This is a genomic window from uncultured Methanobrevibacter sp., from assembly GCF_902770715.1.
In the GTDB taxonomy this organism is placed as follows: Archaea; Methanobacteriota; Methanobacteria; order Methanobacteriales; family Methanobacteriaceae; genus Methanocatella.
In genome coordinates this window covers 16671-41971 of record NZ_CACXTS010000006.1, presented here as the reverse complement: position 1 = coordinate 41971, position 25301 = coordinate 16671, and the positions used below count along the sequence as shown (strand labels likewise).

Annotated in this window: 33 protein-coding genes and 1 tRNA gene; 3 read left to right on the top strand and 31 right to left on the bottom strand. The window is 33.7% G+C overall.

Features of this window, described 5'->3' with window-relative positions; genetic code table 11:
* The first annotated feature begins 28 nt into the window (after positions 1-28).
* Positions 29-208: a hypothetical protein gene (locus tag QZU81_RS02735; RefSeq protein WP_292824475.1), complete on the top strand. Its 180-nt coding sequence runs from the start codon at positions 29-31 to the stop codon at positions 206-208.
* Here QZU81_RS02735 and QZU81_RS02730 read toward each other — a convergent pair.
* The 18 genes from QZU81_RS02730 to QZU81_RS02645 all read right to left on the bottom strand — a co-directional run bounded on the left by QZU81_RS02730 (position 200) and on the right by QZU81_RS02645 (position 12009).
* On the bottom strand, positions 200-889 hold the full coding sequence (locus QZU81_RS02730; RefSeq protein ID WP_292824472.1) for a HisA/HisF family protein: 690 nt from the start codon (positions 887-889) through the stop codon (positions 200-202). The genes QZU81_RS02735 and QZU81_RS02730 overlap by 9 nt on opposite strands.
* Positions 890-1477: 588 nt before the next feature.
* Positions 1478-1762: a DUF3194 domain-containing protein gene (locus QZU81_RS02725; protein WP_292824469.1), complete on the bottom strand. Its 285-nt coding sequence runs from the start codon at positions 1760-1762 to the stop codon at positions 1478-1480.
* Between the two features lie 36 nt (positions 1763-1798).
* Complete coding sequence (locus QZU81_RS02720; RefSeq protein ID WP_292824466.1) at positions 1799-2146, bottom strand: prefoldin subunit beta; 348 nt, start codon at positions 2144-2146, stop codon at positions 1799-1801.
* 34 nt (positions 2147-2180) lie between these two features.
* Positions 2181-2447, bottom strand: a complete 267-nt coding sequence (locus tag QZU81_RS02715; protein WP_295589315.1) for a KEOPS complex subunit Pcc1 — start codon at positions 2445-2447, stop codon at positions 2181-2183.
* The gene (locus QZU81_RS02710; RefSeq protein WP_292824460.1) at positions 2440-2925 is read right to left on the bottom strand and encodes a Brix domain-containing protein; all 486 of its coding nucleotides are present in this window, start codon (positions 2923-2925) and stop codon (positions 2440-2442) included. Before QZU81_RS02710 ends, QZU81_RS02715 begins: the two co-directional genes overlap by 8 nt.
* Before the next feature lie 42 nt (positions 2926-2967).
* Entirely contained in the window at positions 2968-3099 is a 132-nt protein-coding gene (locus tag QZU81_RS02705; RefSeq protein ID WP_082706360.1) for a DNA-directed RNA polymerase subunit P, read from the bottom strand.
* A gap of 3 nt (positions 3100-3102) precedes the next feature.
* Entirely contained in the window at positions 3103-3372 is a 270-nt protein-coding gene (rpl37A, locus tag QZU81_RS02700; protein ID WP_292824457.1) for a 50S ribosomal protein L37Ae, read from the bottom strand.
* A gap of 261 nt (positions 3373-3633) precedes the next feature.
* On the bottom strand, positions 3634-5118 hold the full coding sequence (gene guaB / locus QZU81_RS02695; protein WP_295589311.1) for an IMP dehydrogenase: 1485 nt from the start codon (positions 5116-5118) through the stop codon (positions 3634-3636).
* Positions 5119-5131: 13 nt separating this feature from the next.
* Entirely contained in the window at positions 5132-5845 is a 714-nt protein-coding gene (locus QZU81_RS02690; RefSeq protein ID WP_292824451.1) for a (5-formylfuran-3-yl)methyl phosphate synthase, read from the bottom strand.
* 95 nt (positions 5846-5940) lie between these two features.
* Positions 5941-7143 (bottom strand): LUD domain-containing protein, encoded by a 1203-nt coding sequence (locus QZU81_RS02685; protein WP_295589308.1) that lies wholly within the window; start codon positions 7141-7143, stop codon positions 5941-5943.
* A complete protein-coding gene (locus QZU81_RS02680; RefSeq protein ID WP_295589305.1) occupies positions 7130-7801 on the bottom strand; it encodes a (Fe-S)-binding protein in 672 nt (223 codons plus the stop codon). Before QZU81_RS02680 ends, QZU81_RS02685 begins: the two co-directional genes overlap by 14 nt.
* Positions 7802-7804: 3 nt before the next feature.
* A complete protein-coding gene (locus QZU81_RS02675; protein WP_295589303.1) occupies positions 7805-8149 on the bottom strand; it encodes a DUF2304 domain-containing protein in 345 nt (114 codons plus the stop codon).
* A 10-nt stretch (positions 8150-8159) separates the two neighbouring features.
* Positions 8160-8864: a glycosyltransferase family 2 protein gene (locus tag QZU81_RS02670; RefSeq protein WP_295589301.1), complete on the bottom strand. Its 705-nt coding sequence runs from the start codon at positions 8862-8864 to the stop codon at positions 8160-8162.
* Positions 8865-8875: 11 nt separating this feature from the next.
* Positions 8876-9334 (bottom strand): riboflavin synthase, encoded by a 459-nt coding sequence (ribC, locus tag QZU81_RS02665; protein ID WP_067041664.1) that lies wholly within the window; start codon positions 9332-9334, stop codon positions 8876-8878.
* A gap of 137 nt (positions 9335-9471) precedes the next feature.
* Positions 9472-10305 (bottom strand): ATP-binding cassette domain-containing protein, encoded by an 834-nt coding sequence (locus QZU81_RS02660; protein WP_295589298.1) that lies wholly within the window; start codon positions 10303-10305, stop codon positions 9472-9474.
* A 1-nt stretch (position 10306) separates the two neighbouring features.
* Positions 10307-11002, bottom strand: a complete 696-nt coding sequence (gene cbiQ, locus QZU81_RS02655) for a cobalt ECF transporter T component CbiQ (protein ID WP_295589296.1) — start codon at positions 11000-11002, stop codon at positions 10307-10309.
* Between the two features lie 43 nt (positions 11003-11045).
* Positions 11046-11333, bottom strand: a complete 288-nt coding sequence (locus QZU81_RS02650; protein ID WP_292824431.1) for an energy-coupling factor ABC transporter substrate-binding protein — start codon at positions 11331-11333, stop codon at positions 11046-11048.
* Between the two features lie 10 nt (positions 11334-11343).
* Positions 11344-12009: an energy-coupling factor ABC transporter permease gene (locus QZU81_RS02645; protein WP_295589294.1), complete on the bottom strand. Its 666-nt coding sequence runs from the start codon at positions 12007-12009 to the stop codon at positions 11344-11346.
* A 199-nt stretch (positions 12010-12208) separates the two neighbouring features.
* On the opposite strand from QZU81_RS02645, the gene pyrF reads away from it, so the two are divergent.
* Both pyrF and QZU81_RS02635 read left to right on the top strand, forming a co-directional pair.
* Entirely contained in the window at positions 12209-12856 is a 648-nt protein-coding gene (gene pyrF / locus QZU81_RS02640; protein ID WP_295589293.1) for an orotidine-5'-phosphate decarboxylase, read from the top strand.
* Positions 12857-12942: 86 nt separating this feature from the next.
* Entirely contained in the window at positions 12943-13185 is a 243-nt protein-coding gene (locus tag QZU81_RS02635; protein WP_292850453.1) for a DUF5654 family protein, read from the top strand.
* Between the two features lie 41 nt (positions 13186-13226).
* On the opposite strand, the gene QZU81_RS02630 is transcribed toward QZU81_RS02635, so the two are convergent.
* The 13 genes from QZU81_RS02630 to QZU81_RS02570 form a co-directional block, all read right to left on the bottom strand.
* Entirely contained in the window at positions 13227-13754 is a 528-nt protein-coding gene (locus QZU81_RS02630; protein WP_295589291.1) for a hypothetical protein, read from the bottom strand.
* Positions 13755-14678: a deoxyhypusine synthase gene (locus QZU81_RS02625; protein ID WP_295589289.1), complete on the bottom strand. Its 924-nt coding sequence runs from the start codon at positions 14676-14678 to the stop codon at positions 13755-13757. It lies immediately after the preceding gene.
* Between the two features lie 13 nt (positions 14679-14691).
* Complete coding sequence (locus tag QZU81_RS02620) at positions 14692-15594, bottom strand: CBS domain-containing protein (protein WP_292824412.1); 903 nt, start codon at positions 15592-15594, stop codon at positions 14692-14694.
* Positions 15595-15727: 133 nt separating this feature from the next.
* The gene (locus QZU81_RS02615) at positions 15728-16717 is read right to left on the bottom strand and encodes an ATP phosphoribosyltransferase (RefSeq protein WP_292850466.1); all 990 of its coding nucleotides are present in this window, start codon (positions 16715-16717) and stop codon (positions 15728-15730) included.
* A 74-nt stretch (positions 16718-16791) separates the two neighbouring features.
* Complete coding sequence (locus tag QZU81_RS02610; RefSeq protein ID WP_295589286.1) at positions 16792-18840, bottom strand: cation-translocating P-type ATPase; 2049 nt, start codon at positions 18838-18840, stop codon at positions 16792-16794.
* Positions 18841-19216: 376 nt separating this feature from the next.
* Positions 19217-19342 (bottom strand): hypothetical protein, encoded by a 126-nt coding sequence (locus QZU81_RS02605; protein ID WP_292824403.1) that lies wholly within the window; start codon positions 19340-19342, stop codon positions 19217-19219.
* Positions 19343-19355: 13 nt separating this feature from the next.
* Positions 19356-20483 carry a TIGR04083 family peptide-modifying radical SAM enzyme gene (locus QZU81_RS02600; RefSeq protein WP_295589284.1) on the bottom strand — a complete coding sequence of 376 codons (1128 nt, stop codon included), beginning with the start codon at positions 20481-20483 and terminating at the stop codon, positions 19356-19358.
* Between the two features lie 2 nt (positions 20484-20485).
* Positions 20486-20695: a TIGR04165 family Cys-rich peptide gene (locus QZU81_RS02595; protein WP_292824397.1), complete on the bottom strand. Its 210-nt coding sequence runs from the start codon at positions 20693-20695 to the stop codon at positions 20486-20488.
* A gap of 155 nt (positions 20696-20850) precedes the next feature.
* On the bottom strand, positions 20851-22074 hold the full coding sequence (locus QZU81_RS02590) for an aldo/keto reductase (protein ID WP_295589281.1): 1224 nt from the start codon (positions 22072-22074) through the stop codon (positions 20851-20853).
* 30 nt (positions 22075-22104) lie between these two features.
* Positions 22105-22959 carry a UTP--glucose-1-phosphate uridylyltransferase GalU gene (gene galU / locus QZU81_RS02585; protein WP_292824391.1) on the bottom strand — a complete coding sequence of 285 codons (855 nt, stop codon included), beginning with the start codon at positions 22957-22959 and terminating at the stop codon, positions 22105-22107.
* An 89-nt stretch (positions 22960-23048) separates the two neighbouring features.
* The gene (locus QZU81_RS02580; protein ID WP_295589280.1) at positions 23049-24629 is read right to left on the bottom strand and encodes a hypothetical protein; all 1581 of its coding nucleotides are present in this window, start codon (positions 24627-24629) and stop codon (positions 23049-23051) included.
* Positions 24630-24708: 79 nt separating this feature from the next.
* Positions 24709-24792: transfer RNA gene (locus QZU81_RS02575), tRNA-Leu, on the bottom strand.
* A gap of 54 nt (positions 24793-24846) precedes the next feature.
* Entirely contained in the window at positions 24847-25266 is a 420-nt protein-coding gene (locus QZU81_RS02570; RefSeq protein WP_295589279.1) for a DUF371 domain-containing protein, read from the bottom strand.
* Positions 25267-25301 lie beyond the last annotated feature (35 nt).

Here is a 25301-nt window from a genome sequence, read left to right as displayed (position 1 = left end):
AAAATGTAAATTATAGTAGTGATTTAAAATGGCGATAGTTGGAACAACAATATTTTCACATATTCTTCCAGTAATCTGTGGATTCTTCGGATTTGTATTTATTATATCTGGATCATTAGAAAATGATAGAAATAAACTAGGATTAGGTATTGCTTTATTTATAATAGCTTGCGTATTCCCTTATTTGATTTTGAGTGTTCTAGTCTAGAAGTTTTACTTCGCCTGAATGCAGGCTAGTTCCTATCAACACTTTTTTTATACCCAATGACTCTAACTCACCTAAAGAGTCTTTATTTAAACCACCGGCAATGATTAATTTTTCCTTCAACTCTTCAAACTCTTCAAGCAGCATTTTATTGTATCCCTTTTCAGTGCCGACACCAGTAATGTCCAGAAGAATAATTTCATTAGGGTCTAATCTTTTTAAGACATCTTTAAATTCGGATAAGCTCATATCAAAATTCTTGGACAACAATTCATTGTTTTTAACATCGACACTGACAACAATTCTTTCCTTAGGATATTTATCGAATATCTTTTCCATTTCCTCAATGCTTTCAAGAGTTTCGGTTGGAATGATTATTTTAAATGCATAGTCCAGGAAGAATTCAAAGCCTTCACAATTTTTAACGCCACCATCAAACATAACAGGCAAAACTGTATTTGCCATTTTAACATCATTGATGTTGTGGCCTACTGATTCAATCAAATCCAAATCAGCAATATACATTTCATCCGCACCGTTTAATTTTAATCCCTGAGCTATTTCAACGGGATTGGAAGATGTGGCGAAAACTGTCCTTAACGGTTGGTATGTGTCCCTCATTCCTGATTTTCCACTTACGGCCCGGTGTTGTTTTAAATCTATAACTGGAATTTTCTTAATCATAATAATAGTTAGATAAAACAAGTATTTAATAATTTTAAAAAAACGTATAGGAGGTGAGATGAGCTAAATGTTTTTTAGCCTCATCTCGAGAATATAAAAATAATGATCAATTTATGGTAAATAACATGATATCATGTTATGGACCTCTATTACTTAATTAAGTAACATAGTATTTAAATGTTACTATAATTTAGAAAAATTAAAGTAAACTTGAATTTATAATTTTTAAAAATATATAAAAAATTTAAACATAATTTAAAATTAATTCAATATTTTTTAACATAAATGAATAAAATTATAAAAATTATAAAACACCAAATTTTAAAGACTTGAAATGCCATTATTTTTAATAAAATTTGCTTGATAAAGTTAAATTGAATAAATAAATAAAAATAAAGTTTGAAGTAGAAAAAGAGGGAAATTTGAAAGATAGTATTACGTGTTGTCTTAATATTGCTAAGCTATTAGGTTACTTCAAACTCTAAATAATAATTTGTTTTTATTATATAAATACTTTTTTATAAAAAAGTATTACATTAATATTATAAAAATTAAAAAAAGTAATACTTACGAATTTAAAAAAAATAATTAAACTCTGAAATTCTCATCGATATAGGAATCGAACTTCAAATAAGCCGCATCAATAGCATTCATAACTTGATCTTGAGTAATTTCAGAAAGTTCATCAAATAAAACGCCAACATCGACATCGACATCCAATTGTTCGTTTTCGTAATTAAGAACAATGTCCAAGTCCAAATCTTCTAATTCTTTCATTGAAATGCATTTTGAAACTTCACTTTCAAGAATTTCACCAAAATCATCAGAAATAGTAGCTAAATCATCTTGAGATAATAATTTTAATTTTGACATAAAAATCCTAAAAAAAAGAAAAATAAAGTATTAAGCCTATTGGCCCATACCTTGCATTGCAGCTTGGATAGTAGCTTGCATTTCTTCAAGTTTTTTCATTACTCTTTCTTCTTGACGGGACATGGTTTGTTTTCTTAATTCAAGAGTTTCCAATTTGTCAGCCATGTCAGCTAAAGCATCATCATAGTCCACTTTAATGAGTAAAGTACCAGCTTGTTTGAATACTTCAGTAGAGCTATCGGTTTTTTTAAGTTCTTCTAAAGCTTTTTCAGTTTCTTGAATTTGAATTTCAACATTTTGAACTTGCATGCTTACAGCTTGAGCTTGTTGTTGTAATTGTTGAAACTGATTTAATTGTTGTTGAATATTTTCAGGAATCTCCATATTATCACCTTTTTAATTAATAATTATATAAACATTAATTGGTTAAGTTATTTATTTCTAATGCCAGTTTAATCCACTTGATTGCTGAGTTGACAGAAGCTCTAAATGATGTAGAATCTTCCGCATCAATATTAATCACAATATTAGATTCATCCAAATCGATTGTCATGGATGATCTGAAATCAGGAGCAGTGTTGAATTCTAAAAGTATGGAATCATAAATTATCTTGGCTTGACTATTATCTTCAAATTCAATGACTATGTTACTTTTAACTCGCTCAAGAAGGCTGTCATCAATCATTTGAAACCTCTAAAAGCTTTTTGACATTAATTTGGAATTTGAGCTTTTCCCCAAATTTATTAATGAAATTTATCATAGCGACTGAATCATCACTTTTAGAAATCAAGATATAATTTTCCTCTGCGCTTTCCACTAAATCCATGTCTAAGATATCCTTTAAGACATTGAGTTTGTCAACTTCAGATACTATTTTTAATTGTGATGGAGCAATGTTCATCTTTTCGTTTTCTTCAGATGCTCCAATGAGAATTGTAAGCAATAAATCCCCTTTATTAGAATAAAATGAAATCCTACTTGGATTACCCTTAATCTCATTTACAATAGCTAAATTAAATTCATCAACTTCCAATGCCTTTAACAAAAGTTCACGCATGTTCATTTTACCCCTATTTACTGAGGTAGAACCAGTTGCATGCGCTAAATTTTTACAGAATTTTCTAGTTTTTTGAGAAGGTTTTCTAGAAGTTGAGATTAACATTTAAATCAAAAATAGTAAAAAATTTAGTAAAAGCAGATGAAATTATCTTGCTTTTATAATTCTTGTTGTTTCTGGAACATTTTTAAATAAAATCCTATATCTGCATTTAGGACATTTATTTTCCATGTAGCTCTTATGGTCTACTTCTGCTCCACAACGTGGACACCTATACAAGGCCTATTCCTCCACTTTAATGTCTCTTATACTACGTGCTGCAGATTTTGCCATAGGAGTTTGTGGAACGTAAGCCCCACCAGTAAATACTGCACCACATTTTTTGCATTTCCAAATTCCAGCAGCTTGTCTTTTAACATAAGGTCTAGCGCATTTAGGACAAACATGATCTTTTTTCATGTTTTCTTCAATAATCTTTACAGATCTTTTAGCTTTTCTTCCGTATCTTGCACCGAACCTTCCTGTAATACCCACTTTTTTAGTTCTTGCCATTTAAATTCTCTCCATTAATAATAAAATTTAATAAAATGTAAATTTATTGAATTTACATTGATTATCTAAAATAATCATAAAATTATCTAATGTAATAATATTATACTTACTTATATTTAAAGGTTTGGTAAAAATAAGTATTTTAAAGAAAAAACACTTGTTTTAATATAAAATATAATAATTTTGATGAGAATAATCCAATTTCCTATAAATCTATATGCTCCATTATATTTCCCATCAAAAAAAATTGATAATTCCTAATTATTCAAGAGTTGGATAATTAGGACTTTCATTAGTAATTAACAAGTCATGAGGGTGGGATTCTTTAATTCCACTGCTTGTAATTCTAACGAATTTTGCTTTTTCTTTCATTGCAGCAATATTTTCAGCACCACAGTATCCCATGGATGATTTTAATCCACCAACCAATTGGAAAAGAATTTCTTCAATTGTACCTCTGTATGGTACAGCACCTTCAATTCCTTCAGGGACATATTTAGTGTGGTTCATTTTACTTTTTTGACCTTGGAAGTATCTGTCTGCTCCACCGTCAAACTCACTGGTCATTGCACCCATGGATCCCATTCCACGGTATTTCTTATATTGTTTTCCGTTCATAACAACAATATCACCAGGAGCTTCAAGGGAAGCTGCAAGTAAGTTTCCAAGCATTACTGCATCTGCACCGGCACCAATAGCTTTAGCAACATCACCGGAGTATCTGATACCGCCATCTGCAATAACAGGGACACCTGAATCACGAGTTGCATCAGCAACATCTGAAATGGCGGTCAATTGAGGAACACCTACACCAGCTACAATACGGGTGGTACACATTGAACCAGGACCGATTCCAACTTTAAGTGCATCTACACCCATTGAAATCAAGTCTTCAGCAGCTTCTGCAGTTGCAATGTTACCTACACACAATTCAGCATCGATGTTGTCCTTAATGGTTTCGGTGAATTTAACTACATTCATATTGTGAGCATGAGCACAGTCGATTGAAATGATGTCCGCACCCGCTTGGTCAAGTGCCATTGCCCTGTCCAAATCGAATGGACCGCATGCGGCTGCAACCAAAAAGTTTCCGTTTTTATCACGGGCAGCATTCGGATATTGAGTTTGGTTTAAAATATCTTTAATGGTTATGATTCCAACCAATTTGCCGTCCTTAACAACAGGGAGTCTTTCAACCTTATTTTCATAAGCGACGTTTAATGCATCTTCAGCGGAAACCCCTTCCTCAACAGTGACTACATCGGAAGTCATTATTTCTTTGATTGCTGTGGATGGCTCTGAATTTAAAACAGGCCTGATGTCCCTTTTTGAGATGATACCCATAATCTTATCACCGTCAACAACAGGCAAACCGCTGATAAGTTCATTGCGCATTAAAGATTCAGCTTCTCCAACAGTAGAATCAGGAGAAATTGTTATTACATCGCGAATTGTTAAATCTTCAGCATTTTTTACTTTTATAACTTCTTCAACTTGCCTTTCAAGTGAGAGATTTCTGTGAAGTACACCAATACCACCTTGTTGTGCCATGGCGATTGCAAGGTCCGCTTCAGTTACAGTATCCATTGCTGCACTTAATACTGGAATATTCAATTTAATTCCTTTGCCCAATTCAATTGTAGTATCAATGTCTTTAGGCTCAACGTAACTTGCATTTGGAGTTAAAAGAAAATCATCAAAAGTGAAAGACATTCTTGCTTCTTGAACTTTTTTTGAGTATGACATAAATAACACCTAATCAGAATGAATCTAATAATTCTTTAAGCTCTGCTACGGCAGTGTGGTGTATTTTACCTGTATTTCTGTCACCGCCAACACATGCAGCTCCTCTGATACCAACAACATCACATCCAATGTCATGCAATGGTTTCAATTGATCTTTTTTAACGGATCCTGCAAGTGCTGTTAGCAAACCGTAACTGTGAGCTTCTTCAACAAATTCTTTTAATTGGTCAATATCTAAGTAATCAAATAATGTATGACCGTCTTTAACTGCAGTATCAAGCATTGCAAGGTCGCATCCTGCATCTTTAGCAACTTTTGGTATTTCCATAGGGCCGACTGCACCAACACGGTGAGCATCAGCATAACCTGCAGCTACAATAATTGTATCTTCACTAACATCTTTTACAGTTTTTACAACATTTTCCATGACTTCAACAGCTTCATCATGGTCTTTTGTTCCGTATAATCCAACTTTAATATAATCTGCTCCAGAAACGTGAGCACCCATTGCTGCAAGTGAAACTGTACCTGGCTTGTAAGGAACATCACCTAAAGTAGCGCTTACAAGTTTATCTTCGGGAGTTAATTCCCTGATTTCTTTAATTACCCATGGGAAATTAGCACCTAAAGAACCTTCTTTAGGATTTTTCACATCAACAATATCTGCTCCACCTTCAATAGATTCGAGAGCTTCTTCACGATTTATAGGACTTATTAATAGAAGCATATATTTCCTCCAATATAATATTATAATATAATAATATTACTTCCTTATTATTTATAATATTATTGGTTTTTTGAAAAAAAATTAATAAATAAAAATTAATATGGTGAATCGTTTTGAGAAATATTTTCTTTTATTATTCCATGTGCTTTTGGATAAAAACCAGCATCAGTTGATAATTTTCTAAGATTCTCAATAATTTCATTTGTTGGAATAGCTAATGGACAATTCAATGTGCATAGACCGCATAATGTACACATATAGAGACCTGAGTTGTAGCATGCCTCATCATCTTCAATGAATTTTGACATTGCAACTCCACGTCCACCCAAATAATTGTTGAATCCGAATTCATTTCCAACTGCATTATATACAGGACAGTGCACAACACAATTTCCGCAACCGATGCAATAAAGACATTCAGGTGTTGCCTTGCTTCTTCCATTGTCTAACAGGATTACCACTACCTTTTCAGCACCATACATGTTTTTCAAGAGTTTTTTCTCAATATCGGCAGTCTTTGACGGCCCGGATATTACGTTCATATATGATGTTACATAGCTTCCTGTTGCAAAGATTGTTTCGAGTTTTGAAACGGATATTGCGTCCTCCAATGTCGGCACGATTTTTTCAATTCCAGCTACGATTATATGCAAATCCTTCAGTGAAACTATTGAAATATTACCCTCATTGTGCACCATTACAAGGGACCCTTCTTCTGATGCAATAGCGTTAGCTCCACTTATACCTACATTTGCACTTTCTATGCGTTTTAGCACATCGCCTCTTACGGCTTCCATAATTTCCCTTGGTTCGGGATTTACATTGACACCCAATGATTCATTTACTATATCAGTAATGTCTGAAACATTTAAATGTGAAGCAGGTCCTGTTGGATGAACAGGATTGTTATCTGTCTTTTTAAGCTGTAGGATACGGTCCCCCAAATCTGTTTCGACAATGTCAATGCCCTTATCTGCCAAATGTTTTTTAAGTTTGATTTCACCCAATGTATTTGATTTGGCTTTTGCAATGGTGCTGCAATCATATTCCAACAATAATTCATCTATAATCTTTAAGGCCTCTTTTGAATTTTTAGCAAATCTAAAATCAATATCATTGTGTTCAAATGATTCTGAAGCCTGATTTATCAGTTCCTCATTGTTTTCAATTGAGTATTTCTTGACTTCACGAACCCTTTCAATCAGCCTTTTGGTGGAAGGTGACTCCTTTATTGAGTTTGATCTTTTCTTAACAGTATTGAAAGATTTTCTCATGGTTTCAAGTTCACTGTCCTTCATCCAAATCACCATATTTCACTAAAAATTCAGTCAAGTCGAGTACTTCCAAATCATCATTTTCCAGATTAAGCTTGCAGAATGGACATGGTGTCACCAATGTTTCACAGCCTGTTTCCTTTGCCTGTTCAATCCTTGATTTTCCCATCTCTGATGCAATTTGCGGATAGGCTGACTTTACTCCTCCACCTGCACCGCAGCACAAGCTATTTTCACGAACATTTTCCATTTCAATCAAATTGGCAACAGAATTAATGACTTCACGAGGTTCATCAAATTCATCACAATGACGGCCCAAATGGCAAGAATCATGATATGTAACATTCAAATCTGTTTTAGATACGTCTAGTTTGCCTTCATTAATCAACTGATTCAACAATTGGGAGATATGGATTACATCCAATCCATCATAATCCTCTTTTAATGTCTTATAACAGCCGGCACATGATGTTATGACTGTTTCGCCTTTAAGAATCTCAGTATTCTTTTCAATCTGTTCCTGAGCTTCCTTTAAAAAACCAGTTCTAAGCAGAACAGATCCACAACATTTTTCATCTTCCAAAACATGATAATCGACGTCAGCCAACTTCAATAATTTTTCTGTTGCTTCCTGAATGCTTGTTAGCTTTTCTCGTGCAGTGCATCCTCTGAAATATAACATAGATTATTCCTCTTCCTCAAGAGTTATTTCATTTTTTAAGGCAATTTCCTTTACTAAAGTGTTTACGTCATCCCGAAGCTTATCGACTCTGTTATACAATTTAAATATTGTATAAACTAAAACGGCAAAGACTAAAATAATAATGAAGTCCAAACCACGGGTTATTCCGAACAGTTTAGCAAAAGCATTACTGAAATTTGGGAAAATAGCAAATAAACTAACAATTATCCAGAAAATAGCCCACAAAATAACTGTAAGCAAGGACTGTTTTTGATTTAAATATCTGAATAAAAACCACACAATAGCTATAATTGATATTATTGGAAATATGATGGAATATAATAACATTTAATCACCTTTAAAATTGATGTCTGATCATCTGGAACAATATCTTAATTGCTTCATTCACATTAGTTCCTTTAGCTTGGGTTTCGGGAGTGTAGATTGTTTTAATAGGAACCTCTTCAAAAGGAATGTTTTTATCATTTACTTCACGGATAAATTCCGAGGAAATAAGGTATCCTCTGGCGTTGATTGTAATCTGTTTTAATGCATCTATTGTAATTGCCCTAAAACCAGTCTGTGAATCGCTCACATCCACCTTGTAAAATATTTTTGTTAGAAGGTTCATTATTCCATTTGCAAAGCTTCTGCTGAACGGCATATCCTTGAACGGCCTTACACCTATTACTGCCTTTGCCCTACCGGTAACCAATGGCTCGAGCACATTATCCAAATCATCCACTGAATGCTGACCATCGGAATCCATACTGACAACATATTTTGGATTGAATCTTAAAACCGCATCAAAACCTGTTTGGGTTGCAATACCCACTCCACGATTGATAGTTAAAGAAAAAATATGAATCTGGTCGGGGTACTTCCTTTTGGATTCTAAAACAACATCCAGAGTATTGTCTGATGAACCGTCATTGACAATAACCATATTGTATCCCTTTTCAGCTATTTCATCAATAACCGGTTGAATTCTTGTTGCTTCATTATATGCTGGAAGAACAACATATGTTGCATCCTTATCTTCCTTGCTGATTTCTATTGCCATTTTACACCTTTTTATAACGGTCCTGCATCTTCTTTTCCTTCACGCATTCCCATGCCCGCTTCTTTTCTCATTGCTTTTCTGTGATACATCATTTTAATTAAATTTTGCGCATGTTCGCGTGCCCTGTTTTCTGCAAGCTTAGCAAGCTCGACCGGATCTTCTTCCTCATCCTCATGGACAAACACTTCCAGGATATGGGTGTTTGTCATGAGCTGTGCATTGATTAAGCCGGTTGATGCCTCATGAGCGCACATCTTATCCTTTTCCATAGGTCCCGGCATTCCAAGCGCCATTACAATATCACAGTTTTCCTCTTCAATGAGAATCTTTGCAGTTACAGGCAAATCTTTTACGCCTGGAACTGTCTGTCTGATAATTTTTAAATCATAAGCGTTATTTTTAAGCTCGTCAATAGCTGCAGCGGCCATATCAAATCGAGCAAAAGTTGTATCACATATTCCAATTCTCATTTAATTCACCTTATAAAAAAAATATGTTCCTATTAATATAAATGTTTAATTAATTTTAAAAAAAGTATTATGAATTATTACCACGAGTAATACTTTGAGTTGTAAATTTATGAAAAATTTTTGAATTAAAAAAAAAATTAGTTTTTGTTTAACAATTCCAAAAACTTATCCTTAGCTTCATCAATTGTTAACGGATAGTCCCCTTGCATATCAAAGCCTTCACGTTCAAGCTGTTGGAATAAATCTGTAACGATTGGGACTTTTAGGTTAGCTTGTTCCAATATCTCAGGTTTTGCAAAAATCTCTTTAGGAGTTCCTTCAGCAATCAAAAGACCATCTACTAAAACAAAGACTCTTTTCGCATAATTCGGAACCAAATCAACTTCGTGTGTTGAAATTATGATTGTAATTCCTTCATCATTTAGCTCCCTTAACAATATTGATAAATCAACTACTCCCTGCGGGTCAAGGCCTGCAGTAGGTTCATCCAAAACCATTATTTCCGGTTTCATTGCAAGAATTCCTGCAATAGCAACCCTTTTCTTTTGACCTCCACTTAAATGATGAGGAGCCTTTTTTTCAAATCCACTCATTCCAACACGGGCTAAAGCCTCTTCAACCCTGTCCTGAACTTCTTCCATAGATAAACCTAAGTTTAAAGGACCGAATGCAACATCCTCTTCAACTGTTGGAGCAAATATTTGATCATCAGGGTTTTGGAATACAATTCCAACTTTTTGTCTGAATTTAAGTAAAGATTTCTTATCATATTTTAATTCTTCACCATCAATGAAAACTTGTCCTTCATCAGGTCTGTAAATACCATTTAACTGAAGAAACAATGTTGACTTACCAGCACCATTTTTACCTAAAAGAGCAACCATTTCACCCTTTTCAACTTTTAAGCTGACTCCTTTAAGTGCTTGATATTCAGCATTATAGGAATATTTAATATTTTTTACCTCTAACATCTTAATTCTCCTTTTTTCTTGGTTCGTAAACTGGAAGGTCACCAGAATAGCCTCTTGAATCTAAAGCAAATTGCAATGTTTCACTTTTATCAAGGGACCTTAAAAATATTGTACTTACAAGAGCACCTAAAGATTTAAATGAAGACCAATATGAATGATATCCAAGTCTTGTTTCCTGTGCTTTTTGCATTGTATCAATTTCATTTAAAAATATGAAAATGGTGTTATACATCAAAAGGGCAATTTCAATTAATATTTTAGGAACTTTCAAAGTCCTTAAACAATTTAAAATTTTTGCAATAGGTGTAGTAAGAGCTAGAAAACCTAAACAAGGTAAACATCCCATTACACGCATAAATGTATATACTGCATAATGCCAAGAATCTGTAGTTACTACAATACCCCATATTCCAGTTTCATAAATAACATCCCCTTTTCCAAAGAAGAACATTAAAAAGAAACAGGTTATCACAAGAAATGCCATTGGAAGTGATAAGAATTTCAAATAAGATTTATAGTTGATTTTAGCAATGGCCAATATGACAATAGACATTACAATAAAAACAAATACGTCAAAATATAGATTATCTAGTGCTAATGTAACAATTAATATAATTATTGTCAAAAACAATTTAAAATAAGGATTTGTTTCTGTTAAAGCATTATGATGCGCAATATAATCCATATCAAATTTCATAAAATCACTTAATCTCTAAAAAAAAGAAAATAATAAAGAAGATTTATTCTTCTTTACCTTGTCCTCTCCAGTAACCGAAGAAGTAACCAATAATGATTGCTCCTATAGCTGCTTGAAGAGCAAATAATAAACTTTCTATTTCACCACTAGGTGGTTCCCATATTGATGAAAACCATGGTTCATAATTTGATGCTTCAATTTGTTCACTAGCTGCATCGTCTGATCCACCAAAGTATCCGTCATCTTCTCCGTGACCGCTGAACATTACTAATGGTGCGATAAATATCACTATACAAACAACTGCTAAAATAATTAATGTTGATGTTTTCATTATAATCACCTTATGCTTCATTAGGAGCTAATGCACCTAGTTTATCTAATAATTTTGGTTTGTATGCTTTTAATCTGTCCCAGATAATTACTGTTAAGATACCTTCACCAATAGCTAATGGCACTTGAGTAACTGCGAAAATAGTTAAGAAAGCAGTTAATGCTGCACCAAAAGTAGGAGCAGGGAATGCGAATGCTAATTGGAATGAAGTAGCTACGTAAGTTAATAAGTCACCTAAGAATGCTGCAAAGAAGATTGCAATAGTTGATGAAATATTAGCTTTAGTTAAACCTTTGTATACAAGCCATGCAACTAATGGTCCAACAATACCCATTGAGAAGATATTTGCACCTAAAGTAGTTAATCCACCGTGAGCAAGTAAAAGTGCTTGGAAGATAAGTACGATAGTTGCTAATACTGCAGTTACAGCAGGACCAAATAATGCTGCACCTAATCCGTTACCACAAGGGTGAGAACAACTTCCAGTAACAGAAGGTAGTTTCAAAGATGATAAGATGAACATGAATGCACCACTTACAGCGAGTAAAGCCTTGGATTCAGGATTTTCATCTACAATTTTTTTAATTTGATAAATACCAAAAGCCACAACGGCGATGGATATGACGAACCATATAATACACCATGTTAATGGTAAATATCCTTCCATAATATGCATAAATAATTTCCTCCAAATAACCTATCAAAATTAATTGATAAAATACTCAATAAAAATTTAAAATATATTTAAAATTTATTAAAGTTTTATTGATAATATAAATATATACGTTATTATATATAAATATTATTAGTAATACCCTAAACAAAATTTAGGCAAACCTAATAATTTTAATAAAAAAAATAAGAAAGTAGATACTATGAAAATAAAAAATAGTTTAATTTTAGCACTTGATGTGATGAGCGAAAGTGAAGCTATTGAAATTTGTGACTCCATTAAAGATTATATCGACACAATAAAAATAGGATATCCATTAGCACTTGCAGAAGGCCTTGAAATAATCAATAAACTAAAAGACAAATTCGGATTTAAGGTGATATGCGACTTTAAAGTAGCGGACATTGATGCTACAAACTCAAAAATCTGTGATGAAACATTCAAAGCAGGAGCAGATGCAATAATATGCCACGGATTTGTAGGATCAGACAGCGTGCAGGCTTGCCTCGACATGGCCAACAATCATGGAAAGGAAATATTCCTATTAACTGAAATGTCACATCCGGGAGCCAAAATGTTTCTACAGAAAGATGCAGAAAAAATCGCTGAGATGGGAGTGGATATGGGAATCACAAACTATGTTGCACCTGCAACCAGACTTGACAGATTATCAATTATAAGAGATATTGTCGGAGATAATGCTTTTATAATCTCTCCTGGAGTTGGCAAGCAAGGTGGAGACGGTAAAAAAACACTTGAATACTCCAATGCAATTATTGTTGGAAGAAGCATATACGAAGCCGATAATCCTAAAATTGCTTGTGAAAATTTAATCCAATCATTAAAATAAAAGTAAACTATTTTAATTAAAAAAAATAAAAATAAAATTGTTCTTATAATCTGGGAACAAATAAATTTTTAATGGGGTGAAAACGTATGGCAAACGACGTAACAAAATTAATTATGGAAACCATCTTAGCATTAATTACAACTGCATTCGCATTTGTAGCTGGTGAAGCATGGAACAGTGCAATTCAAAAATTAATTGAATCCTTTGTAGGTACTGGAGATGCTATTCCTAGTTTATTAACCTACGCTATTATTGTAACCATAATTGCTGTAATCGTAACTGTACTCATTGCTAGAGTAGCAGCTAAAATGGGCGTAGAACAAGAATAAATAAAATAAAAGGAATTTAAATTCCTTTTTAACTTCTTTTTTTAATTAAATTTTTCAAAAATAATTCCTGCAATTTCATAAGCTATTTCAAATGAAATGAAGCATAAAAATATCCAAAAGCTGAATACACCACAAACGGCTAAAAGTAAAATCACAACCTTCATTACACATCTATATTCAAAGAATAAATTTAAAAATCGATTTTTCGTGAATTTTGAGATTAACTCATGACCGACTTCATCGCCAAGAGCCGCTAAAATACAAATCAATAAAACAACCAGGCTCAACTCGGAAATTCCTACCAAAAGGCATATAATAACAAATAGAAGTAATGTAATGATATGATGAATTCCATCAACTTTTAAAGCAATTAAATTGCCTATTAGAATTGCAATGAAAATATAAGCCGCTTCAATACTGTAAACTGTTGCTGCGGCAGATGTGATTGCACATAAAACACCAAAAACGCTGGCAAATTTTACATCATCATTGACATCAAATAAATCATCCGAATACTTCATGAAAAATCCGGAGAGTAAAAATAAAATCGCTAAAATAATATAACTCATCTAATCACTGTTAATCTTATCTAATGCTGCTGCATAAATCAATGGGAAAATAACTGTAACATCACCGACCACACTTGCAAGGCTGGAACCGCATCTTGCCTTTGCCCATGATTTAGCCTCTTCTAAAGGGGCGCCGCCAAGACTTCCGGCTTCAGGTCTGTCCATAGTAATTTGAATAGCCGCATCAAGACCGCCTTTAATAACGTTAGATGCTAAAGTATAATGCTTTGTAAGGCCTCCTCCAAGAAGAATTGCACCAACTTTCTCGGATTCGAATACAATATCTGACAGATATGGCATGTCTCCAACAGCACTAATTGTAAAGTCATGGTCTTGGGTAAAGATCCATAATTGAAGGCCCATCATTGAATCAATGAGACCAGGTGCAAATATCGGCACATTATTTCTTGCAGCTGTTGCTACAAATGAGTTTTCATCTTCAACTAAAAGACCTATTTCATATAATAATTCCTGAATTGAAACAACCTTCTTTTTTGAAGCAATCTCTTCAAATATTTTTATGATTTCAGTTTCAAAAATAGTAAAATCATCAGAACCAACATTAATATCTGCAATACGACCTATTCCCTCTTCATTGAGTTCTTCATCATCTTTTCCTTCATGGCGATAATGGGCTCCTCCAAAGGCTTCAACAAGGTCATGGGTAATATTGGCCCCGCTGGATACAATCAAATCGACGTGACCCTCATTTATCATTTTAGTTACAATATGTCTCATTCCTCCCGGAATTAAAGGGCCTCCTAAACTCATGAAGACGCTCATGTCTTCATCCTGTATCATATCAGCCAATATATTACATGCTCGTGCAACTCTTCCTGCACCCAAAACACCTGATTCGTCAAATTGATTGATCAAATCAGATATTTTCATATTGCTTTCTACATTAATCTGGTTAACTTTCATTAAATCACATGGATTAGTTTGTAATTATTGGGAATTGGTCTAAATTGGTAATCGTATTAATCAAATCTGTTCTAGTTACGATTCCAAGTAAAGTTTGATTGTTATCTGCTACAATCAATCTGGAAATTGACTTTTTAAGCATGACTTCAATTGCATTGGCTATCTTTAAATCTTCATTAACAATCACGACATTTGTTGACATTAGCTCTCCAACAGTGAGATTTTCCTTATCCTCAGCAATAGCACGAACAAGATCAGTCAATGTGAAAACTCCTACAACTTTTCCATCTTTTATGACTGGAGCCCCATCAATATCATTTTCCGCTAATTTTTTAGAAGCATCTTTAACAGAGCAGTCCATGGAAAATGATATTACATCTCTGCTTGCGATATCTCCAACGCTTTGCTTTGGAATGCTTCTGATGGTTTTGGTATCAACCAGGAGAATATTATCCATATCATCACGGCCGACGATAGTGCCCAAAATTCCTAAATTATTTACAGGTGTAGGACCAATGCTTACAGTATCACCTAAGTTCAAGTCTTTAATGCTTCCCAAAACTTTTATTGCTGCTTCACATTCACCAGGCTGCGGAACACTTGTAAACTCAATTCTTGCAACTGAGATATCCTCAATCCTTTTGCCGTTTTTATATATTGGCACTTTGGAATCATCATCAGAGACAGATATGTTTAATGAATGATAAGCTTCAATTGTTGGCTTATATCCTCCTCTAGGTCCCGGTACACCCTTGACTAGACCTAAACTTCTTAATGATTGCATCTGGTTACGAATTGTACCTGGATTTCTCCCCATAACCTCAGCAATGTCTTCTCCCTTAATTGATTTACCATCGGAAGATTGATATAAATTAATTAAAGTTTGTAAAATTTCTTTTTGAACAGATGTTAACATGTTTTATCCCCATCTACTAATCTAATATATTTATTTATGTTAAGTATACTTTATAAATATTAATGATTTATCATGATGGTTTAATGTGTGGTTTTGAACAGTGTTTAGAAAAAAGAAAAATGTGAAGAAATGATTATTCAACCAGCTGTTTTAAATCATTTCTGATAATTGAAGTTGCATCAAATCCTTTGATGGCATCAACCATTTCAGGGAATTTTGCTTTAGGAATCAGCACATTTATCTGAGAAAAGCCGGATCCTGGAGTAATGGTAGGTTCATCAGCACAAAGCCTGTTTTCAATTAGATAAGCAGAAACTTCATCTATTTTAGAGTTTGCAATATTGAACTTAACATCAAAGTATTTTTTAGCAGTAATAGCTCCCAATAACTGTTCATAAATCATTTTAGCCTTGTCGAGCTTTTCGCCAGTGCAGCTTACGCCTGCATAAAGGCCCGCTGATGAATGCAAAATTGTTTCTATCTCTTTAAGGCCTGCCTTTTTCAAACTGCTTCCTGTTTGAGTATTGTCTACAATCAAATCAGCACCTTTGGCAATGTAAACTTCAGTAGCACCGTCGGAGTTGATGACCTGAACCATCTCATTGTCCCCATGAGTTAAACCTCTAACCTGGACAAACGGCACTGCATCACCATAGATTTCCTGATATGCTTCGTTTTCCATCATGAATTTTCTTGTTAAATTAGGATATTCTGTAAAACATAAAATTGGAGTTTTTCTGTCCTTATTTGCTCTGAACAAATCTGATAAATTGTCATATGGGGAATCCTTAGGAACGGCCACTATCAATCTAGTCTTTCCATAATCCAAATCCCCAATCTTAACAGTATTGGTTTCTCTCAAAACGGACTCTTCCTTAATCCAGTCTTCTCCAACAATAGCAATATCAATTATTCCTCTGTTCAGTTCTACAGGAGTGGATTGTGGGCGGGTAAGAAATGCAATAATGTCATCATCATTTAAAATTTCAATTTCGTAAGCTTCATCGCCAGGTTCATATCCTTTGACTTCATAACCTGCATCAACAAATAATTGATAAGTATTTCCTCTTTTCACATTATTTAAACTTCCCTTTGGAAGTCCTAAAATTATTTTTTCATTCATATTAATACCTAAAATAAGATTATTATTCAAGATATATATTAATTGCGATATATCTATTTAAAAAAAAGAAAAAGTTAGTTGTGATAAGCTTCACAACTTTGTCTATCCAAAGCATGTTTGTGAACATGCATATGCTTAATTCCACTATCTGTTTGGATTTCATCAATTATTACAACACCCTCATGAGAATGAGTATGATCACCATCATTGTGGAAATGATAATGTGAATGCTCTACATTTTCAGTGTCAATTTTTTTAATTGAATCATCGAATTTTCTGTCATAGAGCAGTGCCGCATTCAATACGACAAGACAAGATCCTGCATTGTGAACAATAGCTCCAGTTACAGGATTTAATAGGCCTAAAACAGAACAGACAATAGCAACAGCATTGATTGTCATGGAAATTGCAATATTTGCTTTGATTGTAAATAAAGTGGAATTAGAAAGTTTTTTAAGATAAGGGATTTTGCCAATGTCATCACCTAAAAGCGCAATGTCTGCTGCTTCAATAGCTACATCGCTTCCAACAGAACCCATTGCAACACTTACATCAGCAGTTTTAAGTGCGGGAGCGTCATTTACACCATCACCAATCATACATACTTTTTTGCCTTCGCTTTTAAGTTTTTCAATCCATGAAAGTTTTTCTTCTGGAAGTAAATTCCCATAAACTTTTCCTATTCCAACTTTAGATGCAAAATAATTAGCAGTTTCTGTGTTATCCCCTGTGAGTAATATAGTTTCAGTACCTAAATCATGCAAGTTTTCAATCATGCTTTTAGAATCTTCACGAACCACATCAGATAATCCAATTAATCCAATAACCTCATCATTTAATGCAACAATGATTGAAGCTTTACCTTCATGTTTTAACTTATCCATATGAGTGTCAATGTTTACATCAATATTATTTTCAGATAGGAATTTGGAGTTTCCTGCATATACTTGACCATAAGAATTTTTACATGAGACACCTTTACCAGGATACATTTTAAAATCACTTGGCTCTTCAATATCAACTTGAAGTTCTTTTGCATTGTTTACAATAGCTTTAGCCAATGGATGTTCACTTAATTTTTCACATGATGCGACAATCTTAAGCAAATCCATTTCGGATAAATCTTCTTTCAGAGAGATAACATCAGAAACTTCTAAATTACCATAAGTTAATGTTCCAGTTTTATCGAATACTAAAGTATTAAGACCACCCAATGTTTCAAGCGCTTCACCGGATTTGATAAGCACACCATATTTTGTAGCTTGACCAATAGCTGCCATAATTGCAGTTGGTGTTGCTAAGATCAGTGCACATGGACAGAATACAACTAAAACAGTTACTCCTCTTTCAATATTGCCTGTGATAAGCCATGCTGCAATTGCAATTATTAATGCAATAGGAACCAACCATGTAGCCCATTTATCAGCAATTCTTTGTGTTGGAGCCTGTTTTTCATCAGCTGCTTTAACAAGGTCAATCAATTTTTGAAGTGAAGAATTTTCACCTAAACTAGTTGCCTTAATATCAATAGCACCATACAAATTCATGGTACCACAGAATACCTCATCCCCAACTTCTTTGTCTATCGGCAGGGATTCACCAGTCATGATTGACTGATCAAGTGATGAAGTACCATTTATAATTTCACCATCAACAGGAACACTTTCACCTGGAAGAATTCTTAAAGTATCTCCAATTTTAATTTCATCAACAGAAATTACTTCTTCTTTACCATCCACAATTCTTCTTCCGGTTTGTGGAGTTAAGTTAATTAAATTTCTTAAACCTTTTTTAGCTCTTTCCACTGTCCAATCTTCTAAAAGAGCTCCTAATGCCATGATCCATGCAACTTCACCTGCTGCAAATATCTCACCGATTAACAGTGAAGCCACCATCGCAATTGCAATCAATAATGCAGATGAAATCCATTTTTCACGGATTAGTCTTGTCATAGCTAATAATAACATTGGAATTCCACTAATGATTACTGTTCCCCATGCAGGATTTAAGTAAATCGGAGTGTCAATTCCAAGAATCATAAAAATAACTGCAATTAATAGAAATATTCCTGAAATAATTGTCATTTTCAGTCCAAACAGGAAATCAGTTATTTCATCAATCACTTAAAACACCTCAAAGTATTACTTTTTTTAAATTCATTTAAATACTCAGTATTACTCAAAAATTTTTTTAGAAATTCCCCAATTTTTTGAAACTTATAAAAAAATTAAATTCGGTAATACAAACAGCCAAAAAGTATTACTTTTTTTGAGTTCACTTAAATACTCAGTATTACTATTAATTATTTTAGAATAAGAAGTATATAAAATTATTACTTTTTTTGAGTTCATTTAAATACTATGTATTACTCAAGAAAAAAATCAATACGAATATCTGATGATAAACTTAATATCAGATGCTTTCGCTATGGGATGGCAATATAGAATAGAATCTCAATTTAATCAAAAAAAAGAATGCAAGAATAAATTTCATAATAATCTATTCTTCATCGATTTTTTCAAAATTCATGCATTGTTTTACATCTAAAAGCTGATGTTCATTTACCTTGCAGACAATCTTATATTTATCTCTGCTTTCCAAGTGTTTACAATCATCACAAATCATAGTATCAACACGTTTAAGGTTTCATGGCCAAATCCATGATGCTGAATGGATCGCCTTCTTTTCTAGGAGCCGGTTCACCCATTCCAAAGGCTGAACGAGCAAATTCCTTATTCATTCTTTTTGAAACTTCACCGAATATCATTTTATATGCAGTGCATTGCGGGTCAACTGCTTGTGGAGTTTGATATGCTACAATAGCATTGTAAGGACACCCACCTTCACAATATTTTACATATCTGCATTTTTTACAGTTTTCATCAACATATTCCCTGAACTCCATTAGCTTGGACCATGAATCTGATGTCTTCAAATCATCGAAGCTAGGATTATCAGCGACATTGCCTAAGACATATTCAGGCATTCCAACAAATCTGTAGCATGGATAAATAGAACCATCCGAACCTACTGCCAGAGTTGTTCCAATACAATCTGCGAATGTGCAAAGTGTTCCCCTTCTTCTAAGTGCACTTTTGCAGATATGGTCCAGATCCATTACAGTGAACTTATCCAAATCATAAAGGTACTTGTCCAACCAATCGACAAGCAGCTTGCCATGTTCCTCCTGATCAAGCGCCCAAGGGTCTGCATTATCACCCCTTAAAGAGGGAAGTGCTGCGTGAATCTTGAGATTCATCTTTTCGCTTTTAAAGAATTCATATAATTCATCCGAGAAATCTTTTGAGTAGTCTGTCACGGTTAAAACAAAGTTGATTATCAAACCTTTTTCCTTAGCCAATCTGAACTTTGACATGGTCTTATCAAAGTAGCCATCACCTCTTTGATAATCATTGATTTCTTTTGGCCCATCAATACTTGTACTTACAACAACATTATATTTAATGAATAAATCAATGAGCTCTTCAGTTAAAAGCCAAATATTGCTTTGAAGGGAAAATCCTTCCAGATTAGGCAATTCGGATAACTTTTCTAATGCTTGCTCATAAAAGTCATAACCCGCCAGAAGAGGTTCACCACCATGAAAAGTGAAATGAACTTTATCATCTCTGAAATCACCTAACCATGTTACAATCTGGTCAATAATTTCAATGTCCATCATTTCCTTTTTATTTTCAGATCCCCAACAGTATTTGCAGTTTGATGGACAGTTAAGTGTTGGAATAATCATTACATGAAATGTCATTTTTATCCGTGAACTTTATTTAATTCTCTTAATAATTGCTTTTTCTCATCTTCATCCATATCATCATTTACAAAGAAAATGTAACCGCATTCTGAACATTTCACAGCTTCCATTTCTGCATGGGCTCTGTGATTGTCCAATAATTTTCTTTTAGCCACTTTATCTTGTGAACCACATTTTGGACATGGAGCTAATAATTCTTCAAGTTTCATTTTTTTCACCTTAGTTAATATTCTATTTTTGAAGTATTTAATTTTATATATTGAAATAAAAAGCATGAAATAGAGTACTTTTTAAAATTGAGTTGGACAGGCTTTAAACATTAAAGTACATCATAAATTTATAATCAAAGTTATTAAAGAAATGATTAACGATTCAATAATTTTACCATTTGCCTATAAACAGGAAAACCGACATGCCTAACAAAGAGAAGGATATACTGGACACCCGGAAATTCGAACTCCTTTTTCACTTTTTTAAGCTCTGAAATGATATCCAATTTCTGAGGGCATTTCCTTAAACACTTGCCGCATCCATTACATTTACCGGCACTGCCTTCATTTCCCATAATTCCACCGACATACTGGTAATAATCTATTAATGATTGGTTAACAAAGCCTTTATGGTTGAATAGGTACTTTTCATTGTAAATCTTCATGCATTCGGGAATATTGACTCCCTGAGGGCAGGGCATACAATAGCCGCAAGTCGAACAGTTGATTTTCAAAGAATTTCTCATCACCCTTTTTGCAAGTTCGACTGTTTCCATCTCTTCAAAGCTCATTGATAAGGGAGTGGTTTTGCTTGCAATAGCCAAATTATCATCAAGCTGTTCCATGCTGTTCATTCCAGATAGAATGGATGTGACATTTCGATTGTTTAAAACCCATTCCAATGCCCAATCGGCATTGCTTTTATAGGGATTGGCTTTTCTGAAAACCTGTTCAACTTCATCAGGCATTTTTCCGGCCAGGATTCCCCCCTTTAATGGTTCCATTACAAAAACACCAAGCCCTTTTGAAGCAGCATATTCAATTCCTTCAACACTCGCCTGAACATTCTCATCAAAGTAGTTATATTGAACCATTACGACATCCCAGTCATAAGAATCAACGACATTTTCAAATTCTTCTTTAGGTCCATGATATGAAAATCCCGTATGCTTGATTTTGCCTTCGGCTTTTGCCTTATCAAGGAATTTGATTAAATCCCTTTTAAGCAAGCGATTTATAGTTTTCAAATCAACAGCATGAATTAGATAATAATCAATACAATCAATCTGCAGTCTATTTAACTGCTCAGCCAAGATATTTTCCATATCTTCATACTTTCTAACATTAATGGAAGGTAATTTAGTTGATATCTTAAGATTGGCTCTTATTTCATCAGTTAAAATCTCTCCTAAAAATGTTTCGCTGTCTCCGTAAAGATAAGCGGTATCAATGAAGTTAACGCCATTGTCGATAGCATGAAAAATAAGTTTACTGGCTTTATCACGGTCTATCTTACCATTTTTCAATGGCAATCTCATAGCGCCAAAGCCTAATGAAGATATCTCATCGCCAGTTTTTGAAATTACCCTATATTGCATTAAAATCAATAAAAAAAAATGAGTATGGAGTTATTCGACTCCATTAATAATTTCTTTCATATATTCAATCAAATCATCTTTTGATTTTGGATCATCCATTGCAAACTCGATAGATGTTTTAAGCCATTCTAAACGATTTCCAATATCATAAGTTTTGCCTTCAAAAGTAACCCCATAAATTGCATCTAATTTTTGAAGAGCATCAGTTAACTGGATTTCTCCTCCGACACCCGGTTCAGTCTCATCAATTTTATCAAAAATATCAGGTGTCAATACATAACGTCCCATAATAGCTAAATTGGATGGTGCTTGATGAGCCAATGGCTTTTCAACCAGTTTTGTAATATTATATACATTATCTTCAACTTCATCACCCTTAATAATACCGTATCTTTCTACCTTTTCGCGAGGTACTGCTTCAAGGGAAATGGCGGATGCTCCATATTTCTTATGAACATCAATCAATTGTTTGGTACATGGAACGGGTCCTTTGGTAATGGAATCTCCTAGCATTACAGCAAATGGTTCGCCACCAACATGCTTTTTAGCACAATAAATTGCATCACCAAGACCTTTCTGTTCTTTTTGCCTTACATAACAAATATCGGCCAAATCTGTGATTTCACGAACTTGTTTTAAACGATCATCTTTACCTGCACTTTGTAAAGTTTGTTCAAGTTCAAAAGATTTGTCAAAATGGTCTTCAATTGACCTTTTATTCCTACCTGTAACAATAAGAATATCATCAATACCGGAATTTACTGCCTCTTCAATAACATATTGAATGGTAGGCTTGTCAAAAACAGGCAACATTTCCTTAGGTTGCGCCTTGGTAGCAGGCAAAAATCTAGTTCCAAAACCTGCTGCTGGAATTACCGCTTTCATGATTTATCACCAAATAAGTTTAATTATTTATAATTTTAATTTAGTTATTTAAATAATTTAGTAAAAAAAAGATAAAATAAAATTACCTGTTATTTTTTAACGATAATTTTATTAGAATTTGTTAAACCGTTGCAAGTTGTTTTAATTGTGTGTTTACCAAGCTTTAATTTTTTAGATAATTTCAAGGTAGCAATTCCATTTTTATTGGTTTTAAGTTTGTAGGTTTCACCTTTAAATTTAATTTTAACAACCTGTATGGAATAAGGCTTGCCTTTTGAATTTAGGACTTTTACAGTGAATTTTCCTAATTTTTTAAATTTCTTATTTACATTTTTAGTTTTTAAAGTAGATTTAATGGTAATCTTATTTTTAACATTGATTTTACCATAGGAAATTTTAACTGTATAAGTTCCAGGCTTCTTATTGATTTTCAATGAAGCATATCCTCTCTTGTCTACTTTGATTTTATCTATATGCTTTCCGATTGTAAATTTGATATATTTTCCAATAGCTAATTTGCCATTTTCACCATAAACACGTACTTTGAATTGTTTAGAGTTTTTATAATATTTAGTCAGGTCATTGGATTTTATTTTAGATTTATCAACCGGCAAAATAGATTTCTTGAAAAGATAAAAGGAACCATTGTTAATTTCCAAATTGTCAAAATCCTTTGTAAAGTCATGACCGCCAGTGATATTTGCAACAAACCATTTTGTTACATTGGCCGCTTTAATAAATTTATTGGGATTGTCTATTGTATCTCCCCAGAAATTATTGTTTGCATCAAAAGTTGCGCTGGAATAATGAATTACGCCCCTTTTAGCGGATTCAAGCAATATTGAATTGCTGATTACACCATTTTGCCCAAACCAGAACAGGCCCTGATCTGAAATTCCATCATTCAGGAATTTTGAGAATAATATTTTACCATTATCTCCAACCCAGCATATTGCAGCTCCGCACCATGCATAATTGTCGAAGAATTTAGAGTTCAACACTTTCCCATCATTTCCTCTCCAGCAGATTGCACCACCGCTGTCAGGATATCCTACACCATTATGTGTGAAATTGCAATTAGAAACAGTTCCATTTTCGCCTGTCCACACAATAGCTCCGCCTTCATTAATCTTACAGCCCATCGGCCTCATTCTTATAGTGTGTATTACCATTCCGTCTTCGGTAATAGTAACCTCTTCCTTGTCGAATGGATCGTTTTCAATGCCGCTTCCGGTATTGTTTGTGAAGCTGCAGTTTTCCACCAAGCCGTTGGATCCACTCCAGTAGATTGCACCTCCGCCATAAATCTTTTCATAGCTTCCAAGGGCATTACCGTTTATGAACTTTATATTTTTCAAAATTACATTATTTGCAGTGATGTTGAACATTCTGGATACTTTTTTTCCATCTAAAGTGTGTCCCGCTCCATCAATTGTTATTGGTTTTGAAATCACCACTCCTTTTATGGAGCCGTTTTGATATTCATAATCACAATCAAGGGTTAATGTCTGGTTTTCCAAGGTGTCATTGACTTTTATTGCCAAATCTTCAAAGCTGGAAACATCAACCTCCGCAGTGGCATTTGAAGTTTCATTTAGTTCATCTGCACTGACGCAAGATATGGAAACTAAAATTAGAATTGACAATGCAAAAATTAATTTTTTTATCAAAATATTCCTCCAGTTTAACAACTGTAAAGTATATTTGATAATCATACATTAAATAGTTTTAAAAAAATTAGTTAAATAGTGCGGGGGACGGGACTTGAACCCGCGAAGGGACTGACCCACTAGGCCCTCAACCTAGCGCCTTTGACCGCTCGACCACCCCCGCATAAAAACAAAAGTAGTTATAAAAAAGTATATTTTTTAACTTATATAAAGTTAACTATTTTTCACTTAATTTTATAGTCACATCCATAATCTTTTCATTTTTTAAATCATCAATAAGCCTTTCATCAAGATCCTTTGCAGCCTTGTCTGATTTAATCATCAATGTGCGTGAACAAGTATAATCACTGGTTCGGCAAACAATGTCTGTTGGATGTGTTAAGGTCAAATCTTCATGACCAAAGCCAGTGATTTCATCATGCCCATTTTCTGTATCCAAAACAACAGTTATTTTTGTATTAGAATTAGCTATTTTATCTTTAAACTCCTGAGGGAAATTTAACATTGATTTGTCCATGTCCGTTCCGATAATGCAATCTGCAGTTGGACCAATTTCAACATCCTTTGTTACCTCAAAAGTTGATTTGTGCAGGGAAGTCACATTTTTATGGCCTTTAGTTTGAAGTTTAAAAATCATGATTAATAATTAGTTGGAAAAATTAATAAAAGTTT

Bases quoted from the DNA above. Each gene is read 5' to 3' on its own strand.
- QZU81_RS02735 (WP_292824475.1), top strand. From the start codon at position 29: ATGGCGATAGTTGGAACAACAATATTTTCACATATTCTTCCAGTAATC.
- QZU81_RS02730 (WP_292824472.1), bottom strand. From the start codon at position 889: ATGATTAAGAAAATTCCAGTTATAGATTTAAAACAACACCGGGCCGTA.
- QZU81_RS02725 (WP_292824469.1), bottom strand. From the start codon at position 1,762: ATGTCAAAATTAAAATTATTATCTCAAGATGATTTAGCTACTATTTCT.
- QZU81_RS02720 (WP_292824466.1), bottom strand. From the start codon at position 2,146: ATGGAGATTCCTGAAAATATTCAACAACAATTAAATCAGTTTCAACAA.
- QZU81_RS02715 (WP_295589315.1), bottom strand. From the start codon at position 2,447: ATGATTGATGACAGCCTTCTTGAGCGAGTTAAAAGTAACATAGTCATT.
- QZU81_RS02710 (WP_292824460.1), bottom strand. From the start codon at position 2,925: ATGTTAATCTCAACTTCTAGAAAACCTTCTCAAAAAACTAGAAAATTC.
- rpl37A (WP_292824457.1), bottom strand. From the start codon at position 3,372: ATGGCAAGAACTAAAAAAGTGGGTATTACAGGAAGGTTCGGTGCAAGA.
- guaB (WP_295589311.1), bottom strand. From the start codon at position 5,118: ATGTCATACTCAAAAAAAGTTCAAGAAGCAAGAATGTCTTTCACTTTT.
- QZU81_RS02690 (WP_292824451.1), bottom strand. From the start codon at position 5,845: ATGCTTCTATTAATAAGTCCTATAAATCGTGAAGAAGCTCTCGAATCT.
- QZU81_RS02685 (WP_295589308.1), bottom strand. From the start codon at position 7,143: ATGAAGGACAGTGAACTTGAAACCATGAGAAAATCTTTCAATACTGTT.
- QZU81_RS02680 (WP_295589305.1), bottom strand. From the start codon at position 7,801: ATGTTATATTTCAGAGGATGCACTGCACGAGAAAAGCTAACAAGCATT.
- QZU81_RS02675 (WP_295589303.1), bottom strand. From the start codon at position 8,149: ATGTTATTATATTCCATCATATTTCCAATAATATCAATTATAGCTATT.
- QZU81_RS02670 (WP_295589301.1), bottom strand. From the start codon at position 8,864: ATGGCAATAGAAATCAGCAAGGAAGATAAGGATGCAACATATGTTGTT.
- ribC (WP_067041664.1), bottom strand. From the start codon at position 9,334: ATGAGAATTGGAATATGTGATACAACTTTTGCTCGATTTGATATGGCC.
- QZU81_RS02660 (WP_295589298.1), bottom strand. From the start codon at position 10,305: ATGTTAGAGGTAAAAAATATTAAATATTCCTATAATGCTGAATATCAA.
- cbiQ (WP_295589296.1), bottom strand. From the start codon at position 11,002: ATGAAATTTGATATGGATTATATTGCGCATCATAATGCTTTAACAGAA.
- QZU81_RS02650 (WP_292824431.1), bottom strand. From the start codon at position 11,333: ATGAAAACATCAACATTAATTATTTTAGCAGTTGTTTGTATAGTGATA.
- QZU81_RS02645 (WP_295589294.1), bottom strand. From the start codon at position 12,009: ATGCATATTATGGAAGGATATTTACCATTAACATGGTGTATTATATGG.
- pyrF (WP_295589293.1), top strand. From the start codon at position 12,209: ATGAAAATAAAAAATAGTTTAATTTTAGCACTTGATGTGATGAGCGAA.
- QZU81_RS02635 (WP_292850453.1), top strand. From the start codon at position 12,943: ATGGCAAACGACGTAACAAAATTAATTATGGAAACCATCTTAGCATTA.
- QZU81_RS02630 (WP_295589291.1), bottom strand. From the start codon at position 13,754: ATGAGTTATATTATTTTAGCGATTTTATTTTTACTCTCCGGATTTTTC.
- QZU81_RS02625 (WP_295589289.1), bottom strand. From the start codon at position 14,678: ATGAAAGTTAACCAGATTAATGTAGAAAGCAATATGAAAATATCTGAT.
- QZU81_RS02620 (WP_292824412.1), bottom strand. From the start codon at position 15,594: ATGTTAACATCTGTTCAAAAAGAAATTTTACAAACTTTAATTAATTTA.
- QZU81_RS02615 (WP_292850466.1), bottom strand. From the start codon at position 16,717: ATGAATGAAAAAATAATTTTAGGACTTCCAAAGGGAAGTTTAAATAAT.
- QZU81_RS02605 (WP_292824403.1), bottom strand. From the start codon at position 19,342: ATGATTTGTGATGATTGTAAACACTTGGAAAGCAGAGATAAATATAAG.
- QZU81_RS02600 (WP_295589284.1), bottom strand. From the start codon at position 20,483: ATGACATTTCATGTAATGATTATTCCAACACTTAACTGTCCATCAAAC.
- QZU81_RS02595 (WP_292824397.1), bottom strand. From the start codon at position 20,695: ATGAAACTTGAAGAATTATTAGCTCCATGTCCAAAATGTGGTTCACAA.
- QZU81_RS02590 (WP_295589281.1), bottom strand. From the start codon at position 22,074: ATGCAATATAGGGTAATTTCAAAAACTGGCGATGAGATATCTTCATTA.
- galU (WP_292824391.1), bottom strand. From the start codon at position 22,959: ATGAAAGCGGTAATTCCAGCAGCAGGTTTTGGAACTAGATTTTTGCCT.
- QZU81_RS02570 (WP_295589279.1), bottom strand. From the start codon at position 25,266: ATGATTTTTAAACTTCAAACTAAAGGCCATAAAAATGTGACTTCCCTG.